The organism is Chryseobacterium gallinarum (assembly GCF_001021975.1).
GTDB lineage: Bacteria > Bacteroidota > Bacteroidia > Flavobacteriales > Weeksellaceae > Chryseobacterium > Chryseobacterium gallinarum.
The window spans coordinates 2,693,881-2,705,566 of record NZ_CP009928.1 but is presented as its reverse complement, the minus strand read 5'-3'; the positions used below and the strand labels follow the sequence as shown (position 1 = coordinate 2,705,566).

11 protein-coding genes are annotated in these 11,686 nt (G+C 35.8%); 2 read left to right on the top strand and 9 right to left on the bottom strand.

Annotation, left to right across the window (positions count from 1 at the left end; genetic code table 11):
* Positions 1 to 52: 52 nt before the first annotated feature.
* Positions 53 to 439, bottom strand: a complete 387-nt coding sequence (locus OK18_RS12210; protein WP_050022411.1) for a hypothetical protein — start codon at positions 437 to 439, stop codon at positions 53 to 55.
* 569 nt (positions 440 to 1,008) lie between these two features.
* Here OK18_RS12210 and OK18_RS12205 point away from each other — a divergent pair.
* Positions 1,009 to 1,401, top strand: a complete 393-nt coding sequence (locus OK18_RS12205) for a hypothetical protein (RefSeq protein WP_050022412.1) — start codon at positions 1,009 to 1,011, stop codon at positions 1,399 to 1,401.
* A gap of 32 nt (positions 1,402 to 1,433) precedes the next feature.
* Complete coding sequence (locus OK18_RS12200; RefSeq protein ID WP_053328165.1) at positions 1,434 to 1,862, top strand: META domain-containing protein; 429 nt, start codon at positions 1,434 to 1,436, stop codon at positions 1,860 to 1,862.
* A gap of 54 nt (positions 1,863 to 1,916) precedes the next feature.
* Here OK18_RS12200 and OK18_RS12195 read toward each other — a convergent pair whose 3' ends face one another.
* The 8 genes from OK18_RS12195 to OK18_RS12160 all read right to left on the bottom strand — a co-directional run bounded on the left by OK18_RS12195 (position 1,917) and on the right by OK18_RS12160 (position 11,679).
* Complete coding sequence (locus OK18_RS12195; protein WP_053328164.1) at positions 1,917 to 2,186, bottom strand: SemiSWEET transporter; 270 nt, start codon at positions 2,184 to 2,186, stop codon at positions 1,917 to 1,919.
* Positions 2,187 to 2,197: 11 nt separating this feature from the next.
* Positions 2,198 to 3,241, bottom strand: coding sequence for an NAD(P)/FAD-dependent oxidoreductase (locus OK18_RS12190; protein ID WP_053328163.1), 1,044 nt, complete (start codon positions 3,239 to 3,241; stop codon positions 2,198 to 2,200).
* 55 nt (positions 3,242 to 3,296) lie between these two features.
* The gene (porN, locus tag OK18_RS12185; protein ID WP_053328162.1) at positions 3,297 to 4,235 is read right to left on the bottom strand and encodes a type IX secretion system ring subunit PorN/GldN; all 939 of its coding nucleotides are present in this window, start codon (positions 4,233 to 4,235) and stop codon (positions 3,297 to 3,299) included.
* 20 nt (positions 4,236 to 4,255) lie between these two features.
* On the bottom strand, positions 4,256 to 5,848 hold the full coding sequence (porM, locus tag OK18_RS12180) for a type IX secretion system motor protein PorM/GldM (RefSeq protein ID WP_053328161.1): 1,593 nt from the start codon (positions 5,846 to 5,848) through the stop codon (positions 4,256 to 4,258).
* 50 nt (positions 5,849 to 5,898) lie between these two features.
* Positions 5,899 to 6,591, bottom strand: coding sequence for a type IX secretion system motor protein PorL/GldL (gene porL, locus OK18_RS12175; protein ID WP_050022414.1), 693 nt, complete (start codon positions 6,589 to 6,591; stop codon positions 5,899 to 5,901).
* Positions 6,592 to 6,649: 58 nt separating this feature from the next.
* Positions 6,650 to 8,071 carry a T9SS ring complex lipoprotein PorK/GldK gene (gene porK / locus OK18_RS12170; protein WP_053328160.1) on the bottom strand — a complete coding sequence of 474 codons (1,422 nt, stop codon included), beginning with the start codon at positions 8,069 to 8,071 and terminating at the stop codon, positions 6,650 to 6,652.
* A gap of 109 nt (positions 8,072 to 8,180) precedes the next feature.
* Positions 8,181 to 10,034 carry a glutamine--fructose-6-phosphate transaminase (isomerizing) gene (gene glmS / locus OK18_RS12165; RefSeq protein WP_050022415.1) on the bottom strand — a complete coding sequence of 618 codons (1,854 nt, stop codon included), beginning with the start codon at positions 10,032 to 10,034 and terminating at the stop codon, positions 8,181 to 8,183.
* Between the two features lie 28 nt (positions 10,035 to 10,062).
* On the bottom strand, positions 10,063 to 11,679 hold the full coding sequence (locus OK18_RS12160) for a DUF4270 family protein (RefSeq protein WP_053328159.1): 1,617 nt from the start codon (positions 11,677 to 11,679) through the stop codon (positions 10,063 to 10,065).
* Between the last annotated feature and the right edge of the window lie 7 nt (positions 11,680 to 11,686).

The following is an 11,686-nucleotide window of genomic DNA, read 5'->3' as shown; positions in this document are numbered from 1 at the left end:
CAAGCATATTCCACCTGAAAACACAGGCAGAAATCATCGGAAAGTTGAAATTTTAAATTCTAATGGAACGGATCAGTAGAAATTTTTTGGTAGCGAGACCAAAAACAAAACCGTGGATATCAGGTTTGAATTGTTTATAGCTCTTTAACCCAAAAACATATACCAGACTAAAAACGCTGGCAAAAACTGCGATAGCCTGAAATACGTCAGACAGCTGAAAGTCGTTTTCGGTAAGTTCTAAAGAGGTAGTATCAATATTGTCTGCCATTTGCTGAACCGATAATTTCTCATAGGTTTGGTTCAAACGATTGGCTTTTTTAGGCATATGATGAGAAACGTGCCCGGAATAATCATTCCGAAGTGTTTTAACATTAAGCCTGCTTTCTACTATAAAAAGCAGAAATAGACCGGTTAAAAAATATACTACAAAGTTTCTCATTTTGAAGTGGCAAATGTACACTTAGATTATGTTATTATCATAATAGATTAACAAAATTTAACGCTCCTTTAAAAAAGCTGAATAAGAAACTGAAAACTGCCCTACTCTTGCAGAAAATTTTATATACTTTTTAAAATCTTTTAATAAGATTACAATAGTCTATAATCTAAGCATCATTTATAGATTTTGTTTTAATAGCAGATTGTTTTGCAGAAAAATATAAACAAAACCAAATGAATATTATCATGATTTCAAATTATTAGCATTTCCCTATTGACTTTATCTGTTTTTTAAATTAATTTTGCCAAAAATTTAAAACAACAAATGAAAATGAAAAAAAAGACTGCTTTATTTTTTGAGAAAAGCAAACACCATATGTTGCTTTCTTATTAAATATCTTAAGATTTTTTATCATTTCGTTTCATGAAAAGGTTTTGATGAGTCTATAAGACACTACTAAAACAACATTATTATTTTAAATAAATTTAACATATATTTATTAAAAATATTCGTATTTTTATATACTATTAACACCATATTCATGAAACACTTTAAAATCACTTATTATTATGAAAAAATTATTAACAGCCATCCTTATAGGATGGGTTGCCCTCTCAACAACAGCATGTAAGCATCCCGGAAAAGAAGCTGAGACAATTACTTCTATAGCTCCCGAAAACACTGATAATATTACTAAAAATGTATATACAGACAGCTACGGGGAAAAAATAGAAGTCACCATCAATGCTACAAAAAATACAGCTACCATACACCTGGACGGAAAAACTTATGATCTTAAAAAGAGTGATGCCCTTCCAGAATATACGGCTTCCAATGAAGAATACCAGTATTCTGATATTAAAGGAAATATTACTTTTTTAAAGAAGAATGTAGACATGGTTCTTTTTCACCTTAAAAAAGACAAAAAAGAAACAGGTCCTGCAAAAATGGCATCGTATTAGCATAGTGAATAATATTCATTTAAAGTTAAACTATGAAAAATTTATTTTATTATTTATCCGCACTTCTATTGATGGTATCTATAACCGCTTGTAAAACGACCACAGCACAAACAACTACAGATATTACAGGAAAAACCTGGAAGCTTACCGAGCTAAACGGAAAACCTATTCAATTGAAAAATCCGAAAAACAATCCTTACTTTAAACTTGACATGAATGGTATGAGATATGAAGGACATGCAGGATGTAATGGATTAGGGGGCACATTTGAGATCAAACCTGATGTGATGAGAATCAAGTTCAACCAGGGAATGTCTACTATGATGGCTTGTGAAGATCTTGATATCGAAAACCAGTTTACAAAAGCAATTCTTGCCGCAGACAATTATTCTGTAAATGGAAATACACTTACTTTAAACAAAGCAAGAATGGCACCTTTGGCTAAATTTGTACTTCAGTAATTTTATATCCTGCAGTTAAAATATAAAGACGCCCTATCTGATAAGGCGTCTTTTTTAATGTTTTTCTTCTTTCTTATTGTACATAATATAGCAGGCCAAAAGACTTAAGTTCACCAAAACTGCAAATGAATTAGACAGGATAATAGGAAGCTCGTCTTTTACAAAACCATACCATACCCAGAGTGAAAGCCCTGAAATAAGCACCAAAAGCATAAGTAAAGAAATATCTTCTACATTTTTTTCCTTTATTACTTTTACAAGTTGTGGAATCATAGAAACGGATGTAAGAACACCTGCAATGATACCTAATACATTTTCATCCATATAATAATGCTTTAGGGCTTGTTACTGAACCTGTTTAATGAAACTTCTGTATGCAATGGGATTTCTTCTTCAATAAAACGATATAAATCCCTTGAAAAATAGCATCCATTCAAAATACCCCGGGCTCCCAATCCATTAAAAACATATAAATTACCGAATGCGTTGTGCCTGCCTATAATCGGCCTTCTGTCCTTTACAGTGGGGCGGAAACCAAAGTGTACTTCAGCAATCTCAAAATCATACGGATAAAACTCAGACAAACCATTGATCAGTTGATCCACTGCTGACTGATCGATATGATGGTGAAGCTGATCCCTGTCATAAGTTCCTCCATAAAAATACAGCCCGTTTCCTGTTGGAAATAAAAAATGTTTCTTTTTAATCGTCCTGTTTTCCGGAATAGGCTCAGAAAGTTTAACTTTAATGTGATGTCCTTTATTAGGATTCACTTCAATATGGGAAAAATAAGGATTATCTTTCACTCCCATTCCTTCACAAAAGATTACATTTTTAAAATGGATATCTTTATATGTGGACCCGGAAGGATCCAACTGTCTATAATCGAATTTTTCTTTTATTAAATAATCATTTTTTTCAAAATAACTGAGTAAACCCATGAAAAATCCATTAACATCAAGCCTGGCAGACTGATTTACCTTTCCCGTAAGAAAATCATTTTTTACCACATCTATATGAATGAAATTTTTGTCAAGAAAACCCGACAATTCTGTATTTCCGGATTTTTTAAGCCAGAGTTGTTGTTCATTCTCATCATGGAAAATTCTATGAATCGGAGCATTGATCAGGAAATCTTTATCTGTATATAATTTTATCTCATCCAGAGTCTCCTTAAGAAAATCAATTTGTTCCTGCGCCTTCCAGAATGTTGTAAATTTCTTTAAAACAACCGGGTTAATAATTCCGGCTGATACCTGAGAAGCACTCTTCTTTCCTTCAGAGTACATAACAAAAGACTTATTGTTCTTAATCAACTGATGAGCAAAAAAAAGTCCTGCGTACCCATCTCCCACAATGATATAATCTACATTTCTCATAAATAAAAAAACCTGAGTAAAAATACTCAGGTTTTGTATAAATATCAAATGAAATTTAGTAATTCCACATATCATTTTCCATTTCAAGGATCTGCTTCTTGATTCTTTCACTTTCTTCCAGCTGATCGTCAGCATCTTTAGGGATATAATCCTTAATTATACCGTCTCCTAAACCGCTTGAAGATTTATAGATTATAGAAGAAAATCTTCTGGCATTAATAATATCATCGAAAGATAAATCAGCTGAAGAATTTTTTCTGTTGAAAACATAATTGTTTGCCAAAATATCCCTTGCATTCGGATAGAAAATCCAGAATAAATCGATAAGTTCATCATTTCCTGCAATAGGTTTTCCATCAGGACCAATAACTCCCTGCACAGCAGGATCCGGGCCCATGGCTGCAATACCAAGAGGTCTGTATTTCATCTGTCCGTCTCTCTTATCAATGAACCACATACCCATTATTTTAAGAACTTTTACTTTATCTGTGGTTGTCTTAAATACATCGGTATATTCTTTTTTCTCCTGCTCCGTCAATTGTCTTCCGGAGTTCAGGATATCGATAGCAGCGTCATTAATTCTAACATTCTCCAATCTTTTTTGGATCCCTTCAGGTGAAAGTTTTACGGTGAAGTTTTCATCATCATAAACTTGTTCAATCTTACCACTCAACGCAGCATCCAGCAACAGCTGATATAGTGATCTTGTAGGGGTGGAAAGAAGGCCATCCGGATTGTCATAATAAAAAGGCTGGTTGATTTTATCGTTCATATCGATAATCTCCCAAACAAACATACTCTTAAGGATGTCTTTATCTTCTACGAACCCATATTCAAGAGGCTTTACTGTTTTATCTATAATAGTATCACCAACTTTTTGTTTATTCTCCTCTCTCATCTTTCTGAACTCTTCCGGAGAAGAAGCATTCAGAATAGTCTGGGAAAATGCAAATCCCGAAACTAATACTAAAAGGGTGCTAATATATTTTTTCATAATTAATTACAATTTTAGTCCTATTGAACATTAATTAATATAGGAGTAATGTTTTTAAGTGTTTGACCTTCCAAACCTTGAGCTGTTGCTTTAATATCAAAAATTGATACCACATCTCCACTTCTTAAATTTTTGATTAATCCTGCGGCATCATTCAATGAGTTACCATGAATTAACAATGCTGCTCTGCCAGGAACTCTTACCATAAATTGAGTTACAGTAAATGAAACCGGGAAGTCAAAGTCCGGAATAGCTGCCTGTACAGTCTGATTCGGTATAGAAGTAGCCGGCATAGACAATGTATTCTGGCCTCTCATTTGTCCCTGAGGTGGTGGTACATTTTTAATTCTGTACTCAAATACCTGAGAAACTGTTTTTCCGTAAGGATCTGTTCCAGACAGGGTCAATTTAACGGTTGTACCTGTTGTAGGTTTTACCACCCATTTACCTGGTCCTGTATTTCTTACAGAAGCACCCGGAGCAGATAATGAAAGTTTAGAGTTATCAGCACCTAAGATTGAACCGGATACAGGGTTCTCCAAACCTCTATACATTACATTCATCTTATCTGCAGATAATAGTAATCCTTTTTCAAGTTTTACTTCTCTCGGTCCTGCAATTACGTTATAGGTATGTGTCCAAGGGAAAGATTGTGGTTTACCTGAAGCGTCTGTCAAAGTAATGGTTCCTCCAAGCTTATGTTCACCGATTCCGGCACCCGAGATTGGAATAATTCCTTTACCATTTTCTACTCTGCTTACTCCGGAAATATTGATCTTATTGCTGTTAGAATAAGTTCCCAACATTACTTTCACTTCTGCCTGTTTACCTGCCTGAATATCAACCGGACCTGAAACGATTGGCTCGTAGCTTGTAAACTTGATGCTTGCATCTACTTTTTCCTGTAGTAATAACGCTAATGCATCAGATTGAACGTTTCTGGCATCATTCTGGATAATCTCCAGGTTAGAAATAGCAGCAATCAGTGGCTGATGATAGAATTTATTCTGGAACCACGTCTTATCGTTAGGAGATTTTCCTTTAGGATATTCTGCAATAAGAGATTTGTTTGCTCTTTCAACCAGGTCTCTAAGCTGAGGGTTGTTACCAAAAGTTGCATTGATATAATTTCTTACATCATCAATTTTAGCTTTCAGATCCAATGCATTCTTTGAAGGTGAATTTTCATCTCCTTCTGTAAAGAAATACTCAGTAGTTGCTTCGTTATTGTTTAATGCAGCAAAATTTTCACTTACATCAATATCTTTTCCTGTTTTAGGATCTTTATCATGAAATTCAGATTGTTTTTTTAACAAAACTTTAACATCCTGAGCAGATTTCACCAACACGTCGATTTTAGCTTTCAATACCTTATACTGTGCCCAGGGTTGTGCATATGTATCTGGTACCTGTTGCGCCTTAGCTTCAAGTGTTTTTTCAAAGATCTTTTCGTTCTTTTTTTCTGTTAAAGTTCTTGTTTCATTCAATGCTCTGGTAGAGTCATAGTATGACCTGATGATTTCTGCATCAATATTGAGGGCCATCATCGCGATGAACACCAGATACATCAGGTTGATCATCTTCTGACGAGGGGTCTGTTTTCCTTGTGCCATTCTCTGTTTTTGTTTTTGATTAAGTAGTTAAATTTAGAAATGGTTAGGAATTAAGATTTCATAGCAGTTAGCATACCACCATAAACTCTATTTAGACTGTTCAGATTAGATGTTAAACCTTGTAACTCTTGATTGAATTTTTCAGACTGTTCTGCAGATTTCTGCATATCAGCCACATATTTAGCAGCAAATTCAGATTGCTTTTTACCGTTCTCAAGCTGCATCGCATATAAAGCATTCATACTTTCCATATGTTGAGCAGCTTTGTTTAACTGGTCATTATATTTATGAGTAGAAGCAGATACGTCAACTGTTTGGTTGATTTGATCTACAGAGTTTGAGAATTTATCAATTCCTGTTCTTAATCTTTCAAATAATTGAACGTCCAATTTAGCATCAGCAAGCATTTTGTCCAATTTATTGGAAAGGGAATTTTCTAACTCAGCAAATTGAGCACCTGCGTTCTTGGTTGTTACATTAGAGTGTAATGGATTTGGGTTAGCATGTTTATCTAATAATTCAGGATAAACATTTTCCCATGCATAAGACTCTTCAGTTTTTGGAGGGTCAAATGCAAAAATGATAAAGATAATCGCCTCTGTAATAAGCCCTACAGTAAGAGCTATATTACCGTTAATGGGTCCCAAGGTAATGTGAGTAATTTTAAGCCAAGCTCCAAGAATTACAATTGCAGCACCGAATGAATAGAAGAAATTCATCCAAGCATCTTTAGTCTTAAACATATTGAGTTAGTTTTTTTGTGTTAAATAAAATTGTATTGAAAAATAATTGTCTGGTTTATTATCTGTTAACTCTTCTTGGTTTAACAGCTGCTTCAGGAATATCCTGTACAGTTCTAAATCCGATATAGCTTCTTGCTGAGTCTTTTCTTTCCCAATCTCTCGCTCCTGTCATCAATGCATATCCTATATCTTTCCAAGATCCACCTCTTACAGATTTTTTAGTATCCTTTTTATCTTTTGTAGAAGGATTTAATGTAGAAGAGAATCCATATGAAGAATTGTTGTATGCAGATTCTGTCCATTCAGAAACGTTTCCAGCCATATCAAATAACCCATATCCATTTTTCTTAAATTTCTTAACTGGAGCTGTATATGTATAAGTACCTTTTTTCTCGTCTTCCATGTAATTACCTCGCTTAGGCTTGAAGTTAGCCAGATAGCAACCTCTGTCATCCATTAAATATGGACCTCCCCAAGGGTAAGTAGCATTTTGCATTCCTCCTTTTGCGGCATATTCCCATTCGATTTCCGTAGGAAGTCGGAAAATCATTGGTTTTTGTTTTTTTCTTTTTAAGCTTTCGTTGTAATCAGATTTTAATTTGGTTCTGAAGTTACAATAAGCTCTTGCCTGGTCCCAGGTTACTCCGACTACCGGGTAGTTTTTGTAAGCTTTATGCCAGAAATATTGTTCAAATAATGGTTCGTTATAAGCAAAGTGAAAATCTTTTACCCACACAGTAGTGTCAGGATAAATTGCAATACTTTCACTCTTTAAATAATTAACCCCTCTTTCGTTATCAGCAAGTGCAGCATCCATATCTCCCCAACGGTATGTATATTTAAGCTTACTTACATCTAAAATTCTTTCGTTTCCTAATCTTGAAGAAGCAGGAAGATACATAGATTCCAGCACTTCAGCATATTCTACATCCGGATATTTTGAGGTACTCCAGTGTAAAGGAATCTTCCAGTCTAATCTTTTGCTTGCATCATATCCTCCGTCTTCCCGGCCACCCTGGCCTTCCATATATTCTTGATAAGGTGTTAAGTTTTCTTCTTTTTTAGCAAGGTATGCATAATCTCCTATGCTTGCCCCTCTACGCCCACCTTCGTCACCACCTTCTCCGGCAGCTTCAGCGAGTAAGGTTCTTGCGATAGAATCTCTTACATAGTTGATAAATACCCTGTATTCTGCATTAGTAGTCTCTGCTTCATCCATGAAGAAAGAAGAAACAGTAACTGTCTTCAATGATGCTTTTTCAGGTGTATTTGTTGGATCCTGATCTGCTAAACCAGCAACAAATGAACCTGCAGGAATTGCAACCATTCCGTATGGTCTTTCCGCAACAAATGATTTCGTTTTTTCTCTTGGTATCAATTCTCCTTTTGTTCCTGGCTTCCCTACAGAAGAGCTGCCACCACCTGAACAAGATACCGATGCTACTGACGCAGACAATAATAAAAGAAATATCCTTTTCATGTTAATTTTTATAATTAAGCCGTAAATATATAATTTTTTTAAGAAACTTTTAAGATTTTTTTTGAAATAACGGAAGAAATCTAAATTTATTTTATTTACAACATTTTTTTTATTCCACGGTTACAGATTTCGCCAGATTTCTCGGTTGATCTACGTTGGCTCCTCTATATACAGCAATATAGTAAGCAAGCAGCTGTAAAGGCACTGAAGCCACAATAGGTGAGAAACATTCTGATGTTTCCGGAATTTCAATGACATAGTCTGCCATTTCGCTCACCTGACGATCACCTTTGTTAACAACGGCAATAATTTTTCCTTTTCTCGCCTTGATTTCCTGAACGTTACTCACAATTTTGTCATAATGTCCTTTCTTAGGAGCTATAATAACAATCGGCATATTCTCATCAATCAGGGCAATAGGACCATGCTTCATTTCTGCTGCAGGGTATCCTTCTGCGTGAATATAGGAAATTTCTTTTAACTTTAAGGCTCCTTCCAATGCTGCAGGATAATTGTACCCTCTTCCCAGATAAAGGAAATTCGTAGCATTTACAAAATCTTTTGCTATCTCCTGGATCTGTTCATGTGTAGAGCTCAATACATCTTCCACTTTCTTCGGAATAGCATCTAATTCAGCAATCAGACTCATGAAATCTGCGTTTCCTAGGTTCCCGTTATGTTTCCCTAATTTAAATGCAATTAAAGTAAGAATTGTAAGCTGGGCTGTAAATGCTTTTGTAGAAGCAACACCAATCTCCGGACCTGCATGAGTATAAGAACCGGCGTCTGTAATTCTGGCAATAGAAGAGTCTACCACATTACAGATCCCGTATATAAATGCTCCCTTCTCTTTTGCCAGTTTTAAAGCAGCCATAGTATCAGCCGTCTCTCCTGATTGAGAAATGGCAATTACAACGTCTCTGTCTGTGATGATAGGGTTTCTGTATCTGAACTCAGAAGCATATTCTACTTCTACAGGAATTCTTCCATATTCTTCGATAAGGTATTCACCGATAAGGCCGGCATGCCAGGAAGTTCCGCAGGCGATGATGATAATTCTGTTGGCGTTTTTGAATTTTTCTATATGATCCCAGATTCCGGCCATTTTAATGATCCCTTCTCCTACAAGTAATCTCCCTCTCATGGTATCATGTATAGATTTAGGTTGCTCAAAAATTTCTTTAAGCATAAAATGCTCATAGCCACCTTTTTCAATCTGCTCCAGACTCAGTTTAAGCTGTTGGATTTCCGGCTCGATTTTAGAGTTTTCATTGATTGTCCTGATGTCTACCCCTGTTTCTAAGGAAATAGTAGCCATATGTCCTTCCTCCAGGTAGATTGCTTCTTTTGTGAATTCCACAAAAGGGGAGGCATCGGAAGCAATAAAGTATTCCTTATCCCCAATGCCTATTGCTAAAGGAGATCCTAATCTTCCTACTACCAAAACACCCGGATAATCCTCATGAAGAACTGTAATGGCATACGCTCCATACACTTCATTCAATGCATACCTCACGGCAGTCGGGAAATCTATTTCCGGATTCAATTCCATAAAATACTGGATAAGATTAACCAGTACTTCTGTATCTGTTTCCGATTTGAAAGTAAATCCTTTTTCAACAAGCATTGTTTTAATGGTATCATAATTTTCAATAATACCATTGTGTACAATTGCTATTTTCCCATTGTTTGATAAATGCGGGTGTGAGTTTCTGTCACTTGGTACCCCATGGGTTGCCCAACGGGTATGCCCCATTCCAATCTTTGCTCTTCCTCTCAACCCTTCTGAAATACTCACCAGATCATCTACTTTACCTTTTGTTTTTTCAACTTCCAGTTTCTTATCTTCATTTTCCAAAACAATACCGGCACTGTCATATCCTCTGTATTCTAATCTTCTAAGACCATTGATAACAATATCATAGGCATCCTGAAAACCTGTATATCCTACTATTCCGCACATATTTTATTTTGTCTAGTGTTTATTGTGTTTAATTTTTCTTCGTTGCGTAAGTAACTCTTAACTGAGCTCTATTTGCATTTGTTTTATCAAGAGATCCTGTAAAAATGGTTCTGTTCATATCAAAAGCCCTGGTTGTGTATTTTGGTCCCAAAAGACTTCCTGAAGAATTTTTAACAAACGAACCCGGATTGATAAGCAGGGTCTTATTAGCTGCTGCTGTTTCAACAATATCTTTAACGGTCTTTGTTACTACAAAATCATAATATTCCGGACTCTTATTATAATAATACATTGTAAATCCTGCCAAAAGATCAGGTGTAAAGGCGGAGGAAACTAATTCTCCATCAACTCCTTTTTTATCATCTGCAGGAAGAATGGTAAATTTACGATCTCCGGCCACGGAATGTTTATTGCTCCAGGTTTCAGGATCTACATATAGCCTGATTTTAGCACTTACAATACCCGCCTTATCTTTTTGATACAAATCTTTAAGGGCATTTATAGTCGATTCCGGAATTTTAATTCCTATGGAAGGACCTCCCATTCCCTGCACATAAAGCTTGGAATCACCATTATCCGCACTGCTTATTTTCAATGCCTCAGCAACCTCTGATCCTGTTCTGTTGTATTCATATTGCCCGATATGAGCGTTGGCAGCCCCCAGATTGAAAGCAAGAGATGTTTGCGGTCTGGTTACAACACCATTATCCGTTTTATCATATTTATAGTACATGATAAGTTCCATGTCATTAGCAGAAAACTGGAAAAGATATTTATCTGTTTCATCTGCAGAAATTTTTATCCCTTTAAAATATCTGATAAAGTTAGCAGCATCCTGAAGCTCCGGTTTGCCTTTTTTATCAATGATACGAGTCTGGAAAAAATCCTTATCCAATTGCATTCTGAATCCTAAATTGCCTGTAAATACATTAGAGTTATCAGACTTTTTGGTCACTGTTACACTGCTTACATTCCCATCAAAAACAGCAGAACCTAATAGTGCTCCGGTACTTACGCTCACATTAGAGCGCATAAATGTCTTGGAACTAGGATCTATAAATGTAGTGATTTCATGTACATTTATCTTCATAGAATTGGATGAACCTCCGATTTTACCATATTTACGAACAGGATAGGTTTTCTTTTCTATAGAAACAGGCACTTTTTCATTTCCAATCAGAAAGTCATTATTGTCATAGGCCCCCGGTGCTTTTAATGAATCTGCAAGATAATAGGTATCATCAGCTGTATTAGCAGGCATTCTCAGCACCAGAACAACAGAATCCACCTTGGCGTTAGGTCCGTTAAAATCAAAATTATCTGTAGGCATTCTCAGCTGTGTAAGATAAGAAGCCTTCTGCATCCCAAATTTGTTTTCTGTAAAAGCTCCCAACACTCCGATACTTGTAGAGGTACCCTGGGTATTCAACAGATTGATAAGTCTTGAAGCATCACTTCTGATGCTGTCATGATTATCGATATTATAAGCAATAAGTTCATAGGGAGTTTCTTTACCCTGTGCAGCATCCTGATTAAAGAGCTGTTCTCCAAGAGAATCCGGATCCGGTTCACAGTTATAAAGAATTGTACTTCCGAAAATCGCCAGTAACAGAACGGCGAATGTCCTTTTAAGAGTATGAGTCATTAAAAAT

What these genes read in the sequence shown, in the direction of transcription:
- porK (WP_053328160.1), bottom strand. Translation starts at nt 8,071, where the DNA reads ATGAAAAGGATATTTCTTTTATTATTGTCTGCGTCAGTAGCATCGGTA.
- porM (WP_053328161.1), bottom strand. Translation starts at nt 5,848, where the DNA reads ATGGCACAAGGAAAACAGACCCCTCGTCAGAAGATGATCAACCTGATG.
- OK18_RS12190 (WP_053328163.1), bottom strand. Translation starts at nt 3,241, where the DNA reads ATGAGAAATGTAGATTATATCATTGTGGGAGATGGGTACGCAGGACTT.
- OK18_RS12205 (WP_050022412.1), top strand. Translation starts at nt 1,009, where the DNA reads ATGAAAAAATTATTAACAGCCATCCTTATAGGATGGGTTGCCCTCTCA.
- porL (WP_050022414.1), bottom strand. Translation starts at nt 6,591, where the DNA reads ATGTTTAAGACTAAAGATGCTTGGATGAATTTCTTCTATTCATTCGGT.
- glmS (WP_050022415.1), bottom strand. Translation starts at nt 10,034, where the DNA reads ATGTGCGGAATAGTAGGATATACAGGTTTTCAGGATGCCTATGATATT.
- OK18_RS12200 (WP_053328165.1), top strand. Translation starts at nt 1,434, where the DNA reads ATGAAAAATTTATTTTATTATTTATCCGCACTTCTATTGATGGTATCT.
- OK18_RS12195 (WP_053328164.1), bottom strand. Translation starts at nt 2,186, where the DNA reads ATGGATGAAAATGTATTAGGTATCATTGCAGGTGTTCTTACATCCGTT.
- OK18_RS12160 (WP_053328159.1), bottom strand. Translation starts at nt 11,679, where the DNA reads ATGACTCATACTCTTAAAAGGACATTCGCCGTTCTGTTACTGGCGATT.
- porN (WP_053328162.1), bottom strand. Translation starts at nt 4,235, where the DNA reads ATGAAAAAATATATTAGCACCCTTTTAGTATTAGTTTCGGGATTTGCA.
- OK18_RS12210 (WP_050022411.1), bottom strand. Translation starts at nt 439, where the DNA reads ATGAGAAACTTTGTAGTATATTTTTTAACCGGTCTATTTCTGCTTTTT.